24 protein-coding genes, 1 tRNA gene and 1 CRISPR repeat array are annotated in these 20,837 nt (G+C 61.3%); of the genes, 10 read left to right on the forward strand and 15 right to left on the reverse strand.

Annotation, left to right across the window (positions count from 1 at the left end):
- Positions 1-5 precede the first annotated feature (5 nt).
- From cas5c to ACSHWJ_RS12005, 7 genes are all read left to right on the forward strand, one after another.
- On the forward strand, positions 6-746 hold the full coding sequence (cas5c, locus tag ACSHWJ_RS11975) for a type I-C CRISPR-associated protein Cas5c (protein WP_282213552.1): 741 nt from the start codon (positions 6-8) through the stop codon (positions 744-746).
- Complete coding sequence (gene cas8c / locus ACSHWJ_RS11980) at positions 739-2,481, forward strand: type I-C CRISPR-associated protein Cas8c/Csd1 (protein WP_282213553.1); 1,743 nt, start codon at positions 739-741, stop codon at positions 2,479-2,481. The genes cas5c and cas8c overlap by 8 nt, the downstream gene beginning before the upstream one ends.
- A 26-nt stretch (positions 2,482-2,507) precedes the next feature.
- Complete coding sequence (cas7c, locus tag ACSHWJ_RS11985; protein WP_282213554.1) at positions 2,508-3,497, forward strand: type I-C CRISPR-associated protein Cas7/Csd2; 990 nt, start codon at positions 2,508-2,510, stop codon at positions 3,495-3,497.
- Between the two features lie 19 nt (positions 3,498-3,516).
- Complete coding sequence (gene cas4 / locus ACSHWJ_RS11990) at positions 3,517-4,149, forward strand: CRISPR-associated protein Cas4 (protein ID WP_282213555.1); 633 nt, start codon at positions 3,517-3,519, stop codon at positions 4,147-4,149.
- A complete protein-coding gene (gene cas1c / locus ACSHWJ_RS11995; RefSeq protein WP_282213556.1) occupies positions 4,146-5,180 on the forward strand; it encodes a type I-C CRISPR-associated endonuclease Cas1c in 1,035 nt (344 codons plus the stop codon). Before cas4 ends, cas1c begins: the two co-directional genes overlap by 4 nt.
- A 94-nt stretch (positions 5,181-5,274) precedes the next feature.
- Positions 5,275-5,565 carry a CRISPR-associated endonuclease Cas2 gene (cas2, locus tag ACSHWJ_RS12000; RefSeq protein WP_010959992.1) on the forward strand — a complete coding sequence of 97 codons (291 nt, stop codon included), beginning with the start codon at positions 5,275-5,277 and terminating at the stop codon, positions 5,563-5,565.
- Between the two features lie 180 nt (positions 5,566-5,745).
- Positions 5,746-8,443: direct repeats of the CRISPR family, unit length 37 nt; unit sequence GTATCTCCCGGCTAAATAGCCGGGAGTGGATTGAAAC.
- Positions 8,444-8,547: 104 nt separating this feature from the next.
- Positions 8,548-9,189, forward strand: a complete 642-nt coding sequence (locus tag ACSHWJ_RS12005; RefSeq protein WP_041360760.1) for a hypothetical protein — start codon at positions 8,548-8,550, stop codon at positions 9,187-9,189.
- 73 nt (positions 9,190-9,262) lie between these two features.
- Here ACSHWJ_RS12005 and ACSHWJ_RS12010 read toward each other — a convergent pair whose 3' ends face one another.
- On the reverse strand, positions 9,263-9,532 hold the full coding sequence (locus ACSHWJ_RS12010; RefSeq protein WP_425607733.1) for a hypothetical protein: 270 nt from the start codon (positions 9,530-9,532) through the stop codon (positions 9,263-9,265).
- Between the two features lie 607 nt (positions 9,533-10,139).
- Positions 10,140-10,886, reverse strand: coding sequence for a potassium channel family protein (locus ACSHWJ_RS12015; protein WP_282213557.1), 747 nt, complete (start codon positions 10,884-10,886; stop codon positions 10,140-10,142).
- A gap of 176 nt (positions 10,887-11,062) precedes the next feature.
- Here ACSHWJ_RS12015 and ACSHWJ_RS12020 point away from each other — a divergent pair, with 176 nt between their 5' ends.
- On the forward strand, positions 11,063-11,212 hold the full coding sequence (locus tag ACSHWJ_RS12020; protein ID WP_010959988.1) for a hypothetical protein: 150 nt from the start codon (positions 11,063-11,065) through the stop codon (positions 11,210-11,212).
- A gap of 93 nt (positions 11,213-11,305) precedes the next feature.
- On the opposite strand, the gene ACSHWJ_RS12025 is transcribed toward ACSHWJ_RS12020, so the two are convergent.
- Positions 11,306-11,530 (reverse strand): hypothetical protein, encoded by a 225-nt coding sequence (locus ACSHWJ_RS12025; protein WP_010959987.1) that lies wholly within the window; start codon positions 11,528-11,530, stop codon positions 11,306-11,308.
- Positions 11,531-11,676: 146 nt separating this feature from the next.
- Complete coding sequence (locus ACSHWJ_RS12030; protein ID WP_010959986.1) at positions 11,677-11,985, reverse strand: hypothetical protein; 309 nt, start codon at positions 11,983-11,985, stop codon at positions 11,677-11,679.
- A gap of 159 nt (positions 11,986-12,144) precedes the next feature.
- Between ACSHWJ_RS12030 and ACSHWJ_RS12035 the strand changes: the two genes are divergently transcribed.
- On the forward strand, positions 12,145-12,582 hold the full coding sequence (locus ACSHWJ_RS12035; RefSeq protein WP_282213558.1) for a hypothetical protein: 438 nt from the start codon (positions 12,145-12,147) through the stop codon (positions 12,580-12,582).
- 590 nt (positions 12,583-13,172) lie between these two features.
- On the opposite strand, the gene ACSHWJ_RS12040 is transcribed toward ACSHWJ_RS12035, so the two are convergent.
- From ACSHWJ_RS12040 to ACSHWJ_RS12055, 4 genes are all read right to left on the reverse strand, one after another.
- Positions 13,173-13,343, reverse strand: coding sequence for an Arm DNA-binding domain-containing protein (locus ACSHWJ_RS12040; RefSeq protein ID WP_010959985.1), 171 nt, complete (start codon positions 13,341-13,343; stop codon positions 13,173-13,175).
- A gap of 163 nt (positions 13,344-13,506) precedes the next feature.
- Positions 13,507-13,593: transfer RNA gene (locus ACSHWJ_RS12045), tRNA-Leu, on the reverse strand.
- Between the two features lie 162 nt (positions 13,594-13,755).
- Positions 13,756-14,874: an alkene reductase gene (locus tag ACSHWJ_RS12050; RefSeq protein ID WP_282213559.1), complete on the reverse strand. Its 1,119-nt coding sequence runs from the start codon at positions 14,872-14,874 to the stop codon at positions 13,756-13,758.
- A gap of 21 nt (positions 14,875-14,895) precedes the next feature.
- Entirely contained in the window at positions 14,896-15,600 is a 705-nt protein-coding gene (locus ACSHWJ_RS12055) for a lipid-binding SYLF domain-containing protein (RefSeq protein WP_218797352.1), read from the reverse strand.
- Positions 15,601-15,772: 172 nt separating this feature from the next.
- On the opposite strand from ACSHWJ_RS12055, the gene ACSHWJ_RS12060 reads away from it, so the two are divergent.
- Positions 15,773-16,612, forward strand: coding sequence for a L,D-transpeptidase family protein (locus tag ACSHWJ_RS12060; protein ID WP_228370267.1), 840 nt, complete (start codon positions 15,773-15,775; stop codon positions 16,610-16,612).
- A gap of 1 nt (position 16,613) precedes the next feature.
- Here the strand turns inward: ACSHWJ_RS12060 and ACSHWJ_RS12065 are convergent, their stop codons facing one another.
- From ACSHWJ_RS12065 to ACSHWJ_RS12095, 7 genes are all read right to left on the reverse strand, one after another.
- Complete coding sequence (locus ACSHWJ_RS12065; RefSeq protein WP_017365041.1) at positions 16,614-17,042, reverse strand: YqaA family protein; 429 nt, start codon at positions 17,040-17,042, stop codon at positions 16,614-16,616.
- A gap of 5 nt (positions 17,043-17,047) precedes the next feature.
- On the reverse strand, positions 17,048-17,821 hold the full coding sequence (gene kdsB, locus ACSHWJ_RS12070; RefSeq protein ID WP_017365040.1) for a 3-deoxy-manno-octulosonate cytidylyltransferase: 774 nt from the start codon (positions 17,819-17,821) through the stop codon (positions 17,048-17,050).
- Positions 17,821-18,033 (reverse strand): Trm112 family protein, encoded by a 213-nt coding sequence (locus tag ACSHWJ_RS12075; protein ID WP_010959978.1) that lies wholly within the window; start codon positions 18,031-18,033, stop codon positions 17,821-17,823. Before ACSHWJ_RS12075 ends, kdsB begins: the two co-directional genes overlap by 1 nt.
- Positions 18,014-19,024, reverse strand: coding sequence for a tetraacyldisaccharide 4'-kinase (lpxK, locus tag ACSHWJ_RS12080; protein ID WP_010959977.1), 1,011 nt, complete (start codon positions 19,022-19,024; stop codon positions 18,014-18,016). Before lpxK ends, ACSHWJ_RS12075 begins: the two co-directional genes overlap by 20 nt.
- Positions 19,021-19,446, reverse strand: coding sequence for an ExbD/TolR family protein (locus tag ACSHWJ_RS12085; RefSeq protein ID WP_010959976.1), 426 nt, complete (start codon positions 19,444-19,446; stop codon positions 19,021-19,023). Before ACSHWJ_RS12085 ends, lpxK begins: the two co-directional genes overlap by 4 nt.
- A 7-nt stretch (positions 19,447-19,453) precedes the next feature.
- Complete coding sequence (locus ACSHWJ_RS12090) at positions 19,454-20,068, reverse strand: MotA/TolQ/ExbB proton channel family protein (RefSeq protein ID WP_010959975.1); 615 nt, start codon at positions 20,066-20,068, stop codon at positions 19,454-19,456.
- 93 nt (positions 20,069-20,161) lie between these two features.
- Positions 20,162-20,647: a DUF5063 domain-containing protein gene (locus ACSHWJ_RS12095; protein WP_161625755.1), complete on the reverse strand. Its 486-nt coding sequence runs from the start codon at positions 20,645-20,647 to the stop codon at positions 20,162-20,164.
- Positions 20,648-20,837 lie beyond the last annotated feature (190 nt).

Raw genomic sequence — 20,837 nt, forward strand, 5'->3', positions numbered from 1 at the left:
TTGTTATGCGAGGCAAAACGCATTGCCTGGAAGTCTGGGGCGATTTCGCCTGCTTCACCCGCCCGGAGCTAAAGGTCGAGCGTTACAGCTATCCCATCATCACGCCTTCCGCCGCACGGGGCATCTTCGATGCCATCTATTGGAAGAAGTCTTACGGCTTTTATTGGCAGGTGGAAAAAATCGAAATGCTCAAACCGCCCAGTTACATCGCGCTGCGCCGCAACGAGGTTAAGGACAAAGCACCGGGCGATAATGTCATTCTCCGCTGGAGAGACGGCAGGGCAGAGCCAGAGCCTTTGTGGGCCGACGGCGACCGCGAGCAGCTGGGAACCGACCAGAAAGGCCGCACCCAGCGCCAGACCACGGCGTTGAAAAATGTGCATTACCGCCTCCACGCCCACCTGCGCTTTCGTAGCGAGGGACAGGATACCCGAGCTTTCGATGCTCAATTCGAGCGTCGCGCCCGTGGTGGGCAATGTTACTACCAACCGTTTTTCGGTTGCCGTGAATTCCCCGCCTTTTTCACCTTGGCAGATGCTGAAAAATCAGGTCCAGAACCCGTTCGCCTTAGTCTCGACTTAGGGTTCATGCTCTACGACGTGTTCGACCTGAGCCGGGACAACGACAGCCATGCGCCGCCCAGTATCAGCGTGTTTCATGCCCAATTGACCAAGGGGGTGATGGAGATACCCGGTTATGACGATCCCGCCGTCAGGAAGGCAGTGGAGGAAAACGGCCATGCTTGATGCCATCCTTAAACAGGCCGGCTCGTCCGAACCCGGCTTCACCCGCAAGACCGTCAAATGGGCCATTACCTGCACTGCGGACGGACGCTATACCGGCGTCGTACCCTTGGGCGAGGACAAGGGCCAAATCTTCGCGTGCTGCCCCACTCTTAGCCAACCGGAATTGGTCGGTGGCGAAGGCGCGCGCGCCCATTTCCTATCGGACGGATTGCCTACCGTCGCCTTGTTTTGGAAAGACGACCTCGACGAGAAGGAGCAGGAAAAATTCCGCGCCAAACATGCCTTTTTTTGTGGCTTGCTCGAACAGGCGGCGGAAGCCGCTCCATATTTGAGCGGCGCCGCCGCGCTGCTGAAAGACGAGGCCGCGATGCGGGCGGTGCGGGACGAATTGATCCGGCTAAAAGCCAAGCCTACAGAATCCGCCTGCTTCCGCATTGACGGCATAAACCCGTTGGAAAGAACCGACTGGCACGATTGGTGGCGCGGCTTCCGCGCCACGCTGAAAGTGCCGAAAGCCAAAGCCGCCGGAAAAATGCGCTGCCTGCTGACCGGCGATGCCGTAGAACCCGTGGCGACCCATCCGAAAATCAAAGGATTGGCGGGAGTGGGAGGATTGGGTACCGGCGATGTGCTGGCGGGTTTCGATAAACAGGCGTTCCAATCCTACGGCCTGGAACAAGCAGCCAACGCGGCGATGTCCGAGGAAACCGCCGTCGCCTACGCGGAAACACTCAATTGCCTGATTGCGGAGAAAAGTATCAAACTCGGCAATGTCCTTTCGGTGTACTGGTTCGAGCAGAGTATCCCGCTCGAAGACGACCCGCTGCCCTGGTTGAAGGAGCCGGAAGAGCAAACCGCCGCTGGGGCCGAATTGAAAGCCCGAAAACTCCTACAGGCCATCCAGACCGGTCAGCGTCCGGACTTGAGTAACAACGTCTATTACGCCCTGCTGCTATCCGGTGCATCGGGCCGGGTGATGGTACGCGAAGTCATGCAAGGCGCGTTCGAAACGCTGGTCGCCAATATCGAACAATGGTTTATAGATCTGGCTATCATCGGCAGGGACGGCAAGGCATTGGTACCGCCGCCCAAATTCCTCGCCGTGGCGGGCAGTCTGGTGCGTGATCTGAAAGACTTGCCCCCTCCGATGGTGCAACACCTGTGGCGGGCCGCCATCACTGGCGGCGACATCCCTTATGCTGCCCTCGCGCAAGCCACACTGCGCGCCCGCATCGACGTGATTAACGACACCCCCGCCTCCCATGCCCGCATGGGACTGATCAAAGCCTACCACCAGAGAAAAGGAGACTCCCACATGCAGCCCCATGTAAATCCTGAACACCCCAGCCCCGCCTACCACTGCGGCAGACTGCTCGCCGTGCTAGCCCGGTTGCAGCGAGCAGCCATGGGCGACGTCGGCGCTGGTGTGGTACAGCGCTATTACATCGCCGCCAGCCAAACCCCTGGTTTAGTCGTCGGTCGTCTTGCCGCCAACGCCAAGAACCACCTGAACAAACTCGACGGCGGCTTGGCCTATTGGTACGAAAACCAGATCGCCGACGTCATGGCCTGCTTGGCTGACATACCACGAGTCATCACGCTGGAGCAGCAAAGCCTGTTCGCTCTCGGCTATTACCAGCAGCTCGCCGCCCTTAACCCAGGCACCAAGGACAAGAATGCCGCGCCCGAGAAAAAAGTCGATTCGCAACCCGATTTGTTTGCCGCAAATTCCTAACGCCAACCCATCAAGGAGGTCTTGTCATGGCTATCGATAACCGCTACGAATTCCTGTTCCTGTTCGACTGTGAAAACGGCAACCCCAACGGCGACCCGGATGCGGGCAACGCCCCGCGCATCGACCCTGAAGACATGCACGGACTCGTCTCCGACGTAGCCTTGAAGCGGCGGGTCCGCAACTATGTGCAGATTGCCAAGGGTAACCAGATGCCCCACGCCATTTTCGTCGAACACGCCAGCAACCTGAATCGACCAATCATTCGTGCTCACGAGGAGACCGGCGGAGTGCCGGAAAAAGGCGCATCCAAATCCAAGGTTAGGGCCGCGAAGGATTGGATGTGCCAAAACTTCTACGATGTTCGCTGCTTCGGTGCCGTGATGGCGACCGGTGCGAATGCCGGCCAGGTGCGCGGTCCGGTGCAATTCGCTTTCGCGCGTTCACTTGATCCTGTCTTACCGCTGGATATTTCCATAACCCGCATGGCGGTGGCAGAGGACGTGAAAGGTGCGAAAAGCTCGGTGGATTTCCAAAAATGGGAAGACGAGCAGCCCGAGGACAAACTCCGCACCATGGGCCGCAAAAATCTGATTCCCTACGGACTCTACGCCGCCAAGGGCTTCATCAGCGCCAACCTCGCCTTGGAAACCGGCTTCGGCGAAGACGATCTTTCTCTGTTTTGGGAAGCTCTGGCCAATATGTACGACCATGACCGTTCAGCCAGCAAGGGCATGATGTCTTGCAGGGGGCTATATGTGTTCAAGCATGTCGGAACCGACACCGATCCTTCGCAACGCGAGCGCCAAGCCAAACTCGGCTGCGCACCGGCTCACCGCTTGCTCGACTTCACGCGTGGCGTAGATGATCGGGCGCAAGCCATCATCGAAATTCACCCACTCGAAACCCCGCCGCGCAGTTTTCACGACTACAAGGTCAAAACTTTTCCCGAGCGTTTGCCGTCCGGTGTGGAGCTTTGGGCCTGGGGCGATAATGGGCTGTCCCGTATTCAATCGTGATGCCTATGAAGTGACGGTCATGGAAGAAACCCTACCGCTCTCTGCTCTCAACCAATACGCCTACTGTCCCCGTCGTTGTTACCTGATCCATGCCGAAGGCGAGTTCAAGGACAACGTCCACACTATCAGGGGAACGTTGGAGCATGAACGGGTGGATCGAAGCCACAGCCGAGGGCAGGGCAATATTCGTATCGAATACGCTTTGCCCGTTTGGTCGGACACTCTGGGCTTGAGTGGTCGTTGCGATGTCGTGGAGTTTCATCCGGATGGCGCGATTTACCCGGTCGAATACAAGCACGGCAAGCGCAAACGGTGGATCAATGACGACCTGCAGCTTGCCGCGCAGGCATTGTGCCTGGAGGAAATGACCGGCAAGCCGGTTGCACGGGGTGCGATATTTCATCAGCAATCGAAACGACGCCGTGAAGTCGTCATTACCGAAACCCTGAAACAGGCGGTGCGGGAAGCGGCCAAGAGCATTCGCATCACCCTGAACGGGGCCAAATGTCCGCCGCCACTTCAGACACCCCACTCCGGGCGTTGTGGTGAATGCTCGCTGCGAACGATCTGCGAGCCGGAAATGGTCGGAGCGGCGCCAGTCTTGAGCGACATCGCCAAAACCCTGTTCGAACCGGAAGAGGACCTTCCATGACCGTGCTGCAAAACACCCTCTACGTCACCACGCCCGAGGCTTATCTACGCCTGGAGGGCGAGACCGTGTGCGTGATGATCGAGGAGCAAAAACGCCTGCAGGTCCCGCTGCATCATCTATCCGCCTTCGTGCTGTTCGATCACGTCATGCTCAGCCCTGCGTTGCTTGGGCGCTGCGCCGAGGATGGCCGATCGGTCGTATGGCTCGATCGGGCGGGCCGGTTCAGGGCGCGGCTGGAAGGGCCGGTGAACGGCAACATCTTCCTGCGCCAGGCGCAATTCCGCGCGGCGGAAGACGGTGCGCAAACCCTGTGCCTGGCTCGCGCGGTATTGGCCGGCAAGCTGCGTAACAGCCGGCAGTTGTTGATGCGGGGCGCGCGGGAAACGGACGACGCGGACGAAAGAGAAGCTTTGGTGCGCGCCGCCAAGCTCATCGCCAATCAAGTGCGCAAGCTCCCTTTGGCGCAAGATCTCGACACCCTACGGGGCTTGGAAGGCGATGTGGCCAGGCTTTATTTCGAGGCTCTGCCCAAAGTCATGAGGGCGAAGGCGCGGGCCGAGTTCCCTTTCGACTGCCGCAACCGGCGCCCGCCGCGCGACCGTTTCAACGCATTGCTCTCTTTCCTGTATGCCCTGGTGTTGAGCGACTGCCGGGCTGCCCTGGAAACCGTCGGGCTCGATCCGCAATTGGGCTTTCTCCATGCCGTACGTCCCGGTCGTCCGGCCTTGGCGCTGGATCTGTTGGAAGAATTCCGCGCCCCGCTGGCGGACCGGCTGGCCTTGACCCTCGTCAACCGCGGACAATTGCAGGCCAGCGACTTCGACGAACGGGAAGGCGGTGCCGTGCTGCTCAACGACAAGGGCCGCAAGACCGTCATCGCCGCCTATCAAACCCGCAAGCAGGAAGCAATCACGCATCCGCTGCTCAAACAAACCCTGCCGATCGGCCTGCTGCCTCATTGGCAAGCGCGCTTGCTGGCCCGCTATCTGCGCCAGGACCTCGCGCATTACGTGCCTTATCTCCACCGCTGACCCGTCAGAAAACGATGCACAGCCCATTTTCCACCCAGAGCCGCCTCGGCAACCTATTGTTTTTGCATGAAATTGAACCCATGGGCTTTTCGTCATGTTGATTTTGGTTTCCTACGATGTCTCCACCGAAACCGCCGCCGGCCGCAGACGTCTGCGCCATGTGGCCAAGGTATGTCTGAATTACGGCCAGCGCGTGCAAAAGTCCGTGTTCGAATGCAAGGTCAACCTCGCCCAGATGGAAACACTCAAGGCAGAATTGCTGGATGAGATCGACGAGAAAGAGGACAGCCTGCGCATTTACCGCATCACCGAACCGTTGGAGAAAAACCTCATGGAGTTCGGCAAGTTCAAGGCGGTTGACTTTGAAGACACGCTCATCGTTTGAAATGCGCGAACCTCAAGCGATGCGAATTTGGCCGGGGGTTCGCGCAACTTCCAACTGGTTGAAAAACCAGTCGATAGCGGAGTCATCCCCGATCCGCATCACGCCGGCGGACTGGCTCGACCACCCGTCCGCTCTTCCCTCGAAAAAAATCCTAGCTTATCATCAAGCTGCGGCAACGCAGTATCTCCCGGCTAAATAGCCGGGAGTGGATTGAAACGTCCGCCACGGCCTGATAGATGTCGGTGACGTGCGTATCTCCCGGCTAAATAGCCGGGAGTGGATTGAAACCCGCGACACCCGGCAGGCGCTGTACGTCACCCGCACAGTATCTCCCGGCTAAATAGCCGGGAGTGGATTGAAACGGTCAAAGTCGCCACCCAGACGCCGCCGGGCTGCTGTATCTCCCGGCTAAATAGCCGGGAGTGGATTGAAACAGTTGGATGGATCGGCAACACCGTGCCGTCCGGGCGTATCTCCCGGCTAAATAGCCGGGAGTGGATTGAAACACAATCGACTCCGAATTACTCGTCATCCAACCTCGTATCTCCCGGCTAAATAGCCGGGAGTGGATTGAAACCAACTGCTCACCAAACCGCTTAATCCAGTATTCCGTATCTCCCGGCTAAATAGCCGGGAGTGGATTGAAACATAGCATAACGTGGGGGCAGGGGGCGACAACTGGTGCGTATCTCCCGGCTAAATAGCCGGGAGTGGATTGAAACTCGGTTTTGTCGTCTTCGTTCACCGTGGCAGCTGGTATCTCCCGGCTAAATAGCCGGGAGTGGATTGAAACTATATCGAACCGATGGCGAGTGCGAACCTGTGTTTGTATCTCCCGGCTAAATAGCCGGGAGTGGATTGAAACATGGAGATCACAGCTCAGACACATACGCAGGGGGGTATCTCCCGGCTAAATAGCCGGGAGTGGATTGAAACAGTGGTGGTAATTGTGGCGCACTGCAGCCTCTATCGTATCTCCCGGCTAAATAGCCGGGAGTGGATTGAAACCCTTTTGGTGTTCCAGCCGGACCATTCGCGGTATGTATCTCCCGGCTAAATAGCCGGGAGTGGATTGAAACGTCATGCGGATGCGATACACGCCAGCGGCGTCGGGTATCTCCCGGCTAAATAGCCGGGAGTGGATTGAAACAATTCTGGTGTCACAAGATTCAATGGCGCACGTCGTATCTCCCGGCTAAATAGCCGGGAGTGGATTGAAACCCGATACCGGCAGCGGTCACGGCTGAACTCAGGGCGTATCTCCCGGCTAAATAGCCGGGAGTGGATTGAAACTCTAGCGGTGTGCATCCGAATGACGCAGGATATGCGTATCTCCCGGCTAAATAGCCGGGAGTGGATTGAAACATAGATAAACTTGGCGATAATTCCGGAGTGAATTTGTATCTCCCGGCTAAATAGCCGGGAGTGGATTGAAACTGGACAAACTCCGACGGTCACGATGACGACCGGAACGGTATCTCCCGGCTAAATAGCCGGGAGTGGATTGAAACGCTGAACACCCGGTCCGGCGCTTCGGCCTGGGGGACGTATCTCCCGGCTAAATAGCCGGGAGTGGATTGAAACGATGCCGGCTACGCAGCGCCCGGACGTACCGCAACGTATCTCCCGGCTAAATAGCCGGGAGTGGATTGAAACTTCGTCGAACCGGTCGAAGGGATAATCGGTGGGTTCGTATCTCCCGGCTAAATAGCCGGGAGTGGATTGAAACCTGCAGGGCTTTAAGGGTTTGGGGCGTGATCTGGTATCTCCCGGCTAAATAGCCGGGAGTGGATTGAAACTCGTTGGACTGGTTGACGAATTTCACCGCCGAGGTGTATCTCCCGGCTAAATAGCCGGGAGTGGATTGAAACGTGGATGACGCGCTGGCCGATCCATTCCCGCATGCGTATCTCCCGGCTAAATAGCCGGGAGTGGATTGAAACTTTGTGCCGCCGGCACAGCGCTTCCTCGATCAGTTGCGTATCTCCCGGCTAAATAGCCGGGAGTGGATTGAAACTTTTCCTGGAGCACGAAATCCGCGGACCGGGAAAGCAGGTATCTCCCGGCTAAATAGCCGGGAGTGGATTGAAACCTCGGCGGCTCGCCGGGTAATGATATGTCGGTGGCGTATCTCCCGGCTAAATAGCCGGGAGTGGATTGAAACCTTTTTGCAAAACTTGAATCGGATGCTGCCAAATGTATCTCCCGGCTAAATAGCCGGGAGTGGATTGAAACTCCTCGCCTTCGCTGAACTCCAGCGTCGCCTCGCGTATCTCCCGGCTAAATAGCCGGGAGTGGATTGAAACTGAAAAATCCACCAAGCGAATAAGGACGCCATTCGTATCTCCCGGCTAAATAGCCGGGAGTGGATTGAAACCCGGTCATCGGCACGATCATCGGCGCGGTCGTTGGTATCTCCCGGCTAAATAGCCGGGAGTGGATTGAAACCATATTCCTGGCCCGCGTTGTCTCCTTGTTTATAAGTATCTCCCGGCTAAATAGCCGGGAGTGGATTGAAACACCGCTGACGGCGTTGATCCGGTCGTAGATCCGCGTATCTCCCGGCTAAATAGCCGGGAGTGGATTGAAACAGGTCGCGTTCGCACTCAAAATGAAGCCGATCGCGTATCTCCCGGCTAAATAGCCGGGAGTGGATTGAAACTCTCGGTTGTCGCCGCTGGGCAGTCGCAGCTCGTCGGTATCTCCCGGCTAAATAGCCGGGAGTGGATTGAAACCTCACCTGATCGAGCGCCGCTGCCGTGATCTCACGTATCTCCCGGCTAAATAGCCGGGAGTGGATTGAAACTCTAGGGATTTCGTGGATGCGCTCACCTGATCGAGGTATCTCCCGGCTAAATAGCCGGGAGTGGATTGAAACTCGTGCTCCCTCATCGCCTCGAGGTCGGGGACGGGTATCTCCCGGCTAAATAGCCGGGACTCTGGGTTGAAACACGGATACGCTTGCGAAACAGGAGGAAATGAATGATGCGGAATGCGGCCAGGGTCATTCCTGTGATTCTGATCTCGGCAGTCGCCCTGCACGGCTGCGCGATCGGGTACCAATTCAACTACGCCGAAGCCGAGCCTACCATTCGGACGAACCCCAAGATCGTGGTGGCGGTCGGCTTCCAAGATCGACGCCCTGCGATCGTGAGCCAAAAGAAGCCTCCCGATTACGTGGGGGTTCTTCGGTCCTCGCTCGGCATCCCCTACAGTGTCACCACGGAGTCGGAGAGACCGATGGCGGACGACATGGCGACCGCCGTGGCGGGAGCGATCGAGCGGGACGGAGGCAAGGCGATTGCTCTATCCATTGCGCCGACTGCGTCGATGGCGGAAATCGTCCGCGATGCCAAGGTTAGAGGCGCAGGAACGTGCATGGTATTCACCCTGCGCGACTGGCAGACGGACACCTACATGAGCACGAATCTCGTCTACGACGTGGCGGTGGACGTGTTCGACGCAGACGGAAAGATCACGGCCTCCAACAAGATCAAGGGTGAAGACGATCTCGGCTTCAGCTTCATCAACCCACGCGGACACGCCTACTATGCCGTCGAGGATGCGTTCAAAAGCAAGATCGGGGTATTGGTGAGCGGAGACGTGGCAAAGGCGTTGAAATGAGGCTGGCATCCTTGATCGCGGCATCCAGGATCTCCCAAAATAGGAGAGTGTCTCCCGGGCATTGGTGCATGAATCAATCAATGGCAATACCTTCCCTATCCCTGCTTTCCCCAGGAAGACACCACCCAAGGCACCGGCCGTTCCCGCCGCGGAACGACCACCTCCAGGCGCTTCGCGCGCCGCGACATTTGGAATGATCCTGAACCGGCAAAGCCATGCCCGTCAGGCGCATCAGCAGGGTTTGAACCGCCGCATCCGGATATTCCAACGGCTCCCCTCGGTCGCCAGTGGCTTTCCCGTGCCAGTGATGACGCAAGAAGTCTTCCGCGAACCACACCGTCACATCGCCTCGCCGGCAACCCGGCTTCGACAGGCGCTACTCTCTCTTCCTGCTGGAGGGACCGCACGGAATGGCTCCATCCGCGGATTTACGCACCAACGCCGGTGGCGGGGTCAGATGATCGCGGTTCGGTTTGGAAGTCCCGGTTCGGACGTTCGTCGGGATCGATCCGGGGCAGTTACGCGGGAGATGGAAGACTTCGATCTGCTCCCTATGCTCGGCCAACCCAGCGGTCACGCGTTTGGGATGGTGCACCTTCAGGCTGTCGAGGATTCGGCGCACTCGAAGCGCACAGTCCTTGGTTGCTGATCGCCGAAACCATCGACAGGCCACGCGCCAGAACCGCCGTTCCGTCACCCCGGTGCATGACGGCACCCGCTGCCTTGGCGCGGCCCCCGATCGACGGCTAGGCGTCGTCGAGCGATTGCTCGACCTGGACCGGATTTTGTTCCCCTGCCGGCGTCATCGGGCGCCGCCGCGGGTATTCGCCGTCTATGCGAATGGGCATGATGCTGGCCTGGGGCTTCATCGGCATCTTCGCCGGTTCGACTCTCCTGGCCGTGAGCCATACCCAGCTGAAAGTCTGGCCCGACACCGGACCCGAGCCCGGCTAACGCTGCATCCTTCCGGCAAGAAAATTCCCGACGAGACTGGCCACCAGAATCGTCAGGTAAAACTGCCCGCAGACGACTTCGAGGATGCTCAGAGTCCGGGCCAGCGGGGTTACTGGTGTGATGTCGCCATAACCCAGCGTGGTCAGAGTGGCAAAGCTGAAATACAGCAACTCGTCAGCCCGCACGTGCATGGACTCGCCGGCGTCGAGCCCCTGGAAAGCTCCGGGCCGCAGCATGGTCAAGAGGATGTAAAGGAAACCCCAGATGAACCCGATCAGCAGGAAAACACATACGGAACCGGACAACCGGTTGATGTCGGCCTCTTTCCCGCGAAACACGTGTTGGGCCGCCAGATAGCAGCTCAGCACACAGAACAGCAAGAAGACCAACACCTCCAGGACGCCCAGCAGGACGGAACGGGAATCCCAGGCGAGCACCGGAAACAACAGACTGAGCATGCCGAGCAGCAGCCCCAAGCGAAAGACCCGCCTGTTTTCCTGAAGACTCCAGACGCCGATCAGAACCATCAGGCTGAACACCGACTCCATCAGCCAGACCAGAAATTCCTGGTCCTTTGCCAGGACCGAAAATTCCCGCAACAAAGGCCCGGTGATCAGGGTCGATACCAGTCCGGTCAACAGGAACCCGAAATTGTTTCGCTTCAGCTTCAGCCGTCGTCCCGCATGCAAAGGGGGAAGCCGAACATGGCGGGACAGTGTGCTGCGAAGATTGGCCGGCATCATCTTTGAGGTTCTTCCTGAGAGAACCGCCTGGCGCGGGCTCCATGGCCTTTGGCAAACAGGCGGTCACGCGAATGATACACCGAAGAAAAAGCGCCCCGACCAGCCGCCTGTAACAAAAAGGGGCAAATGCGGTAGATTGTCATCTCCCCTTGTCTTGAAGCCGATCAGGTGCGCCGATGTTCAATTACGCCGTCATCGTAACCGCCGCTCTCGCCGGCATCGTACTGGTAGACGATGACCCGACGTCGGTGTCTCTCGAAGAATGGGTTCTCTTCGCCGTGATGATCTATGCCGCGTCCTCCTTCATGCGGCTGTACCGGCGGTAAGCACGTCACGACATGACAGCCCGGGAGAGATGCATACAGCCCCCGCCGGGCTTCCGCGCAGCAAGGGGCAGGCACCGGGACGCGCTGTCGGATTTACCGCTTTTCCAGCGCCGAGAGCAACCGCAATGCCTCCATTGCCTGCTTCATGGAGAGGGGTTCGTCGATGCCGGGTTCGAACGCCATGCGAAGAATGTCTCCCTTCATCGCGATCAGCGCCGCTTCGGTATTCTCGCCGACCATCCCACCATCCGTCTTCCGCCGCCAGACGCCCCCCTCCTCGACCAGACCCAGTGCAAGCAGAAATTGCTCCGCGTTCATAAGACTCCCCCTCAGAATCACAACCCCCCCGGAACGTGCCCGTCCGAGCCACCCCTATTGCGCTATGGCGTGGCAACAAATCGACCCTCGGCCGTTGCGGCTCGCCCCATCGGCAGAAAACCCCGGGGGTCGGCTGGCCCCCTGCCTCAATGCATCCGCCTGGAATGTTCGGGTGGCCGCGTCACCATGACCAACCGCGCCAGCAGGTCATTGGCTATGGCCTCCCACTTCCGGCAGGTCTCGACCAGCCTGCGGTTCTGGCGACGGTATTCCTCCAGTTCCAGCAGGGCGATGGCGATCTGATCGCGGGCGCGTCTGGCATGTTCGGTGGACATCACCAATGACTCCACCGCGATGCTGAGCTGCTCCCGCTCTGAAACATTGGCCATCGCATCAGAGGACAATTTCAGCAGATCAGCGAGAATTTCGGCCATGCTTGCGGTATTTTCATTCATGGCGTATGGCTCCGTTCGGACCAGGCTGTTGCAGGTTCATTGAAGGGGCCGGCAGGCCCCGAATATGAGCCAAGCAAAAATCCGTCCAAGCGGCAAACCGGCCTGAATGGCCGTTTTCAGCGAGTCCCCGTATGTCGCCCGGCCCACCGAAATACCCCAATGAACCACCATCTGTCGGCTTTCCTCCACATTGGCAAACGGCGCAGCGGCATAAATGAAAAGTATGGTCCAGCGGTGAGAGCTTCAACTCCAAAAGCGTTGCGCGACGCCCCCCAACGTAGCCGCCGATGGCCCGCAGCAATCGCGCAAGCCCCCCGCGCCTGGCTCCCGACGAAGGCCGCCACGGCAGCCGCGCCTTTGCCCGCCAGCACCGCCACCAGGATGGATCCCGCGATCTCGACCCCCGTGGCGATCGTGTCGATGTTGCCGGTAGTTCCAGACCCCGTAATGGCCGCGCTCGACCTCCACATCGCCTTGCTCGACGAGACGAACGGCAAGGTGCTGGTCGTGACGGACGAAATCAGCAACCAGGTGATCCAGACTGGCAATCTCATCACCGTGCCGACCTGGGCATTCGGCATGAACCAGCCGGCGTAAGCGAGGTGGCGGATGACCAGCATCGATGGCACCCTCACCGAATCGCTAGACCCCACCGACTGGGTCGCCTACGCCCACCGCATCGACAACGGGGTCCTGGCCGGTATGGCGGACGTGATCGCTGGCGGGTTTTCGATCGATTGCGGCTCGGTCACCGAGCATTGCCTGGTCACTGTCGCGCCGAAGATGGGAGCGAGGTGGAAGCCAGGCGAAACGGTGTCGGTCGTGGATTACAGGGTGCCGGCTGCGCCTTGGGCAACACCGTATCTCCATGAAACCGTGGCCGTCGCTACTCTGGAGCGTCGCCATTTTTTGCGAAACCCGACGGGACATCCCCGTCCCCCTCGGGAGCAAAAAACTGGCGACGTCCTTGCCTTCGGCGGCCCGCGCCGTCCTGCGTCCGCCCCGGCTCCGTCGGTCTCTCCGCGATGCACTCCGACAAGGCGCCCCCAATGACTCGACGCCTTGTCGGATCCCTTATGTTTCGTCTCCACCCGCGATGAAGCCGCGGATTCCGGCAAAACATCCGGGCCTATGGCTTCGCGGGGACGTCGCACTCGCTCGCTTCGCTCGACTTCCTTGTGCTCCGTCTAGGTTCCTAAGGACAGGGTCTTGCGCTTGCCGTCGTGACGGTAATCGAGCCGCCACCACTTACCACCTTTGACGGTGACAATGAGGTACAGCCCTTTTTCGTCGGAAAGCTCGCAAGCCTTGCCGCCGCTGCGCTTTGCGTTGCGGACGGCTGCGTCGGTAAGCGCCATGACGGTAACGCCCCCAGAGGATCAGGTTACCGCCAATTCTGCTGACATACGCTACCGGCGCTTCTAGCGGATTTCTGCGGACGTTGGCGGACGACGCAAGGCATGAAAAAGCCCGCGAGGTGCGGGCTGCGTGGACTTTAGCGGACTTCTGCGAACGAATCGGTGGTGCCGGGAGTCGGAATCGAACCGACACAGTGTTTCCACTACCAGATTTTGAGTCTGGCGCGTCTACCAGTTTCGCCATCCCGGCAATCGGGCTGCCAAGTATAAATAAAACCCCGTCCCGGTGCCAGCAGCCACGGCAGAACCATGCTTCTTTCCGGATTGCCCGCCCCCCGAGACCGATTGGGCAAGACCGGGACAAAACGGCAACCCACCCGCTCGGGCCTTTGATCGAAGGCGACAGCCCCCGTCAGGCATCCGTCAATGACGGATAATCAGTGTAGCCTTCCGCGCCTCCACCGTAGAAGGTGGCTTCATTCCAGCGATTCAGAGCGGCGCCTCGCCTGAAACGTTCGGGCAGGTCGGGATTGGCGATGAACAGCCGACCGAAGGCGACGAGGTCGGCCCGACCGGCCTCGAGGCAGGCGACGGCCTTGGCCTGGTCGTAGCCGCCGCAGACGATCAGTGGTCCACGAAAGCTCTTCCGGATCATCGCCATGATGGCCTCACCTCGCGGGTCCGGGGTTGCGGCGGGCGCGTTTCCGGCCATGAAGGGTTCCACCACGTGCAGATAGGCGAGTCCGAAATCGTTCAGGCGCTCGGCCACGTAGCCGAACGTCGCTTCCGGATCGGCATCGCCCATGTCGTTGAACGTGCCCAGTGGCGACAGCCGCACACCCACCCGGTCCGCGCCCCAGACGCCGCAGACCGCCTCCAGGACCTCCATCAGGAGACGCGCCCGGTTTTCCGGGGAGCCGCCATAGGCATCTCGACGGTGATTGGAGCTGGAATTCAGGAATTGATCGAGCAGATAGCCGTTGGCGGCATGGACTTCGACGCCGTCCATGCCGGCGGCCATGGCATTGCGTGCGCCATCGCGGTACTGGCCGACGATGCCAGGTATCTCGTCGAGTTCCAAGGCCCGCGGGGTGACGAAAGGCACCAGCTCGCCCTGGCCTTCGGCGTTAACGATGAAGGCCATGCCGGTGGGCGCGATCGCGGACGGTGCCACAGGCAGTGCGCCGCCTGGCTGCAACGCCGGATGGGAGACGCGGCCGACATGCCAGAGCTGCATGAACATCAGGCCGCCGGCGCCGTGGACGGCATCGGCGACGAGCCGCCAGCCTGCCACCTGTTCGGCAGAATGGATACCCGGAGTCCACGCATAACCCTGGCCCTGGGGGGAAACCTGTGTGGCCTCGGAGATGATCAGTCCGGCGCTGGCCCGTTGCCGGTAGTATTCGGCGTTCAGCGCCGTAGGCACATTGCCGGGCTGCCCGGCACGCGAGCGGGTGAGTGGCGCCATCACCATGCGGTTCTTCAACGTGTGCGGGCCGAGCCGGAAGGGCTGGAACAAGGGATTCGTCATGATGCAAGGCTCCTGGTGAGATCAATGGAGGACGGGTCTGGAAAGCGTCGCCTTGGCGACCGCCGCTCTCAGCCGATCCGCCAGAGGATTGGTCACGGTATGCCGGATGAGGATGTCCACCGGGTCCACGATCCGGCCGTAAAAGGCGGCGTTGAGGTCCTCCCGCGGGGTGATCACCGCCCCTTCCAGCGTCAGCCCACCGTAAATCCCCTTGGCCCGACTGAACTGCAGGATGTCCACGGTCGCCACCTGGCTGCCGGTGCCGACGGGGCCCGCGGCGATACTGGCATCCGCCCCGAGCTGGAACTTGGAGCTGAGCAGCGCATTCATGCCGCTCTCCGTCATCACCATCATGATCACATCGGTCAGCTCGCCGCCGATCTGCAGGCCGGCGGTCACAGCCCCGGCGGTGTAGAACGCCGGGTATCCCCACTCGCCGGTCTGCTTGTCCTTGGCCAGCACCACGGCGTTGCCGCCGGAGCCTCCGAAAATGAAACCCAGTTTCAGCACCTGTGGCGCGATCACCACGGCCCTGGCGTCCTTCACGTTGTCACGGAACCAGCCCATGTTGGGATCGGCCACGAATTCGTTGAAGGTGATGGTGGCATCGCGCAGGAGGTCGTTGGCCTTGTCGCGGTCGTCAGCCCAGGCCAAAGGGGTGACGAGCAAAACCGCCAGCAACGCAATGCAATTCAACAAAAGGTATCTGGGGGAAAAACTGGCCATGGTGGAGAGATCCGTGGGTTGGTAGGCAACGAAAGTTTACGCCTGATCCAGGCAATACGTATGCCTGGAAATGATTTCCGCAGTCGCCGATGGGCGTTGCGGCAACTGGCGGGGAGGCTCCGACGTCGCCATAATGTGTGCTGCCGGAAACTGTCGTGCCGAGGTGACGATCATGACATCGAAAGCCGTTCTCTCGCTTCTTCCCGTCATTGCCCTGCTCCTGACGGCCTGTGCCGGCCCGGCCCAACAGGGCCGGAAACAGAACCTCGCGGGCGCGGCGCCGGAACGCACCTCTCTTCCCAAGCCTGCATTCCGCCGGCCCGGCTACCTGCCACCGTTCTTCGGCGGCTCTGATCAGCGCACGGTGTCGGACGTGCTGCGCGATTTCGGCCCGTATTCGGTCCAGAAACTCAAACCCTATTTCGAACGGGCCGGTGTGGCCTTTCCGCCACGGGAAGTGGTACTGGTCGGTCTGAAACAGGAGAAGAAGCTCGAACTGTGGGCCCGCGACGGCAGCGACTACCGGCTGATCCGCCATTACGACATCCAGGCCGCCAGCGGCTCGGCGGGGCCCAAGCTGCGCCAGGGCGACAAGCAGGTGCCGGAGGGCGTTTACCGGATCGTGGGACTGAATCCGAACAGCAACTATCACCTGTCGATGAAGCTGAACTACCCGAACGATTTCGACCTGTATCATGCCCAGCTCGAAGGCCGCACCCAGCCGGGGTCTGACATCTTCATCCACGGCCGGGCGGTGTCGGCGGGATGTCTGGCCATGGGCGACGAGGCCATCGAAGAGCTGTTCGTACTGACGGCGCAGGTGGGCAAGGAAAACGTGAAGGTGGTAATCGCCCCGCACGATCCCAGGACCTGGCCGCTGGAGCAGACCGCTGCCGGCCAGCCGGAATGGACGCGGGAACTCTACGCGACCATCGCCGACGAGATCCTGTCGCTGTCGCGGCCGCTCAGGGTCTCGAGCAGCCGCCCCTACTCGCCGCCATACCAGCGCTAGCTCAGCCCGCCAGCCACGCCACCACGGCGTAGCGCATGGCCTTGCCGATGGCGATGTAGGCCACGGACAGGACCAGCGACAGCCGCAGCCAGCCGGCGGCGAAGCAGAAGCCGTCGCCGAGCACCGGTATCCAGGAGACCAGCAGCATCCCGGCGCCCCAGCGCTTGAGTGATGCGACCGCGCGCCGCTGGCGCGGATTCTCGATCGCCTCGACCTCCAGCGGGCGGCGGCGCGCCCACAGCCAGCCCATCCCCCAGGTCGTCATCGCTCCCAGGGTATTGCCCACGCTGGCCACCGCCACGAGTTCGGTCGGCAACGCATAGCCGGTGTGCACCAGATAGGCCAGCACCGCCTCCGACCCCCCCGGGGCAAGGGTCGCCGAGACGAAAGCGCTGGCGAACAAGCCCCACAAGCCTGCCGACGCGTCCATCGCGGTTACGGCGCCCGGCCGGACAGATGGCGCCGGGCCCGCTCGAGATCGGCGGCCGTATCCACACCCGGTGCAGGCGCGCCCTCCACCGGCACCACCAGGATGCGGTCACCGTGCCAGAGGATGCGCAGTTGCTCCAGGCGCTCGACGTGCTCCAGCGGCGACGGCTCCAAGTCCACGTAGCGACGCAGATAGGACGCGGTGTAGGCATAGACACCGATATGGCGGCGATAAGGCATGCCCGGCATCGGCACCCCCGCTCCTTCGGCGAAGGACTCGCGGTCCCAAGGCACGGCAGCGCGGCTGAAATACAGCGCCCGGTTCTCACCGTCGGTGACCACCTTGACCACGTTGGGATCGAAGATTTCCTCGGGCCGGTGGATCGGCGCGGCCAGGGTCGCCACCCGGCAGTCTTCGCGCCGCCCCAGCGCCTCTGCCAGGGCGCGCAGCAGGGCGGCGTCCATGAAAGGCTCGTCACCCTGCAGGTTGACCACGAGGGTATCGTCGCTCCAGGCCCGGCGCTCGGCCACCTCGGCCAGGCGCTCGGTGCCGCTGGCATGTTCGGTCCGGGTCAGCATCGCGGTGACCGGCAGGCCGTCCACCGCCTCGGCGATGCGCGCGTCGTCGGTCGCCACCACGACCTCCGCCGCACCGGCTTCGAGCGCCCGCTCGCAGACGTGCGCGATCATCGGCTTGCCGCCGAGTTCCAACAGAGGCTTGCCGGGCAGCCGGGTCGAACCGTAGCGCGCCGGAATGACGATGGTGAAATCCGCCGGCATCAGGCCACCGGGGCAGCCCGCCGTTGACGAAGCGCGTCGTACTCCTCGAGGCTGAGCCTCCTCGCCTCGCTGTCCAGCATCACCGGAATGTCGTCGCGGATGGGATAGGCCAGCTTGTCCGCCAGGCAGACCAGTTCCTGCTGCTCGCGGAGATAGATCAGCCCGCCCTTGCACACAGGGCAGACCAGGATTTCAAGCAGTCGTTTGTCCATGTCGAAACCTCTCGAGGATGTTCAGTAATCGGGGCGCGAAGGCCGGATCGAGCCGGGCGGAGACGGGAATGTACCAGATTCGGGGATCGTCCAGCCGGCGGCACTTCACGGCATCCTTCTCGGTGATCAGCACCGGCGTGTCTTCCGGAACGGACCGGAAATCGTCGGGCGAATAGGCATGATGATCGGGCCATGCCACGGGCTCGAAGTTCAGGCCCAAGGCGGCCAGGTGCGAAAAAAAACGCGCAGGATGGCCTATGCCCGCCATGGCGACGATCCGCTGTCCCGCGAAAGCGGCCAAGGGACGCCGCTCGCCGTCGGCGAGACGCACCGCCGTCCTACCTTCCAGTGTCATGACCGATTCACCGGGCCCCGGCTCGCCGCCATTGCAGACCACGAAGTCCACGCTTGCCAGCCGCTCGACCGGCTCCCGCAACGGCCCCGCCGGCAGCAGCCGGCCGTTGCCATACCGGCGGACACCGTCGACCACGGCGATCTCGACGTCCCGCGGCAGGGCGTAGTGCTGCAGGCCGTCGTCGGAAACGACGACGTCCGCGCCGGCTGCGAGCACGGCCCGGGCCGCCTCCACACGTCTCGGCGAAACGAACACCGGCCCCCCGGTGCGCTGCCGGATCAGCAAGGGCTCGTCGCCGACCTCGGCGGGATCGCTGCCGCAGAAGACTTCAAGCGGCGCCCTAGCGGAACCGCGGTAGCCGCGGCTGACCACGCCGGGCGACCATCCGTGCTGTCGCAACAGCTCCACCAGAGCGATCACCAGCGGCGTCTTGCCGGTACCGCCCACGCTGAGGTTGCCGACGACGATGACGGGAACGCCGAGAGAGACCTTCGCGTTCCGGCGGTAATACCCGCGGCGGAGCGCGACGGCAGCTCCGAACCCCCGGCTCAGCGCGCGCAAACCCCATGGCGGCTGCGCCTCCGCATACCACTGTCGCTGCAGCCAAGCGTCGATCACCCCGTTGGACCGGCTCAAGGTTTGCCCTCGGGAGCGGCCTCGGCGGCAAAGCCGATATGGCCGAAGCCCAGCTGGCCGGCGGCTTCCAGGACGGTGATGACATGCTGGTGCTGCGTGGCCCTGTCGGCCCGGACGATCACCAGCGGGTCCTGCTGCCCGCCGGCCGCCGCCTTCATCGCCTCGCGCAGTGCTTCGAGGCGGTTGTCCTGCAGCGGCGTGCCGTTCACCGCGAACCGCCCCTCGGCGTCGACGGCGACGTCCACACCCTTGGGCACTTCTTCTTGAGGGACGGCCTGCGCCTTGGGCAACCGCAGTTCGAGTCCGGTTTCCCGGCTGAAGGTGGTCGTCATCACCAGGAAGATCATCAGGACGATCAGCACGTCGATCATCGGAATCAGGTTCAATTCCGGCTCGTCCCGGTTCTGGGGGCGGAAATTCATGGCGCACTCATTCTTCACGTTCACCGTGTAAGACGGCGATCAGGCGGACCGCTTCCTCTTCCAGGCGCATGGACAGTTCATTCACCCTCCCCCGGAAATAGCGGTAGAACATCAGGCTGGGAATGGCCACGGCCAGCCCCGCGGCGGTGGTGATGAGGATTTCGGACAGGCCGCCCGCCAGCACGGCCGGATTTCCGGCGCCGTGCGCGGCGGAAAAACCGGCAAACACCTTCATCATCCCCAGCACGCTACCGAGGAGGCCCAGATAAGGAGAAATCGAAGCAATGGTACCGAGCGTGTTGAGATAACGTTCCATGGCGTGGACGACCTGGCGGCCGGCCTGCTCGATGCAGCGCTGCATCACCTCGCGCCCGTGCTTGTGGTTGGCCAACCCTGCCGCCAGGACGGCGCCCAGCGGCGAATTCAGCGCAATCTGGCGGATACTGCCGGCATCGAGCCGATCGTTCCGCCACAGCGTCCAGACCGTCGATGCCAGTTCAGCCGGCAGGATGCGGCTGGTGCGCAGCGCCCACAGACGCTCGAGGATGATGGCGAGGGCGACGACGGAGCAGATCAGAATGGGCCAGATCAACAGCCCGCCGCCCTTGATGATGTCCAGCACCCCACCTCCCTCCGAATATGTCCGCCAGTTACGATGCCGAAGGATTTTACCGCAAGATGACGCGGCGGACCGAACCCGGCGCCCCAGGACGGGTCAGTGCAAGGTGGCCTTGTGCTTGAGTTGGGAGCGGAGGTTGGCCAGGTGGTAACCCCAGTTGACCTCGAAACCGGAGAGCCATTCACCGACCGCGGCGCCGGCTTCGGCCGGCCCCTTGTTCCAGTGGGCCAGCCCCCGCTTCAATGCGAAATAGATTTCCGTGACATTGTCCGACAAGCTACCCGTCATCACACCGTCACCGGCCTCGAGATCGGCCTCGGTCCAGTAGTCGTCCATGCCGTCGAGGAAAGTTTTGAGCTCCACGTACATCCGATGCCGCTGCTCTATGTCCGCCAGCATGGAGTAGTCGCCGATCCCCGCCCTACCCGCCAATTCCCTCACGGCCGTTTCCAGCGGCCCCAGTTCGCGGGCGATGAGCGCGAGCCAGTCCTGCGGTTCGTAACGGGCGAAACCCTCCACCAGCCGGCAGAACTTTTCGGCAATTTTCGCAAATTGTGCCGGAGAAGAGGTCGAAGTAGCCACGCTGCTAGTTGCACACCCTTTCATTCGAGTCCTCACTCCCGTACCGATGAGCCGATCGCTTGCCTTGCATTCCGAAACCGCCTTCGGATGCACCTCGTTACGGTTAAGAGTAGACAGCAAATCAGGGAAAGGTAGACCATGGATGCCTAATACGTCGCCCTATGCAGACAGGGCGCAGCCCCTGCACCAC

The sequence above is a fragment of the Methylococcus sp. S1M genome, from assembly GCF_051295855.1.
GTDB lineage: Bacteria > Pseudomonadota > Gammaproteobacteria > Methylococcales > Methylococcaceae > Methylococcus > Methylococcus capsulatus.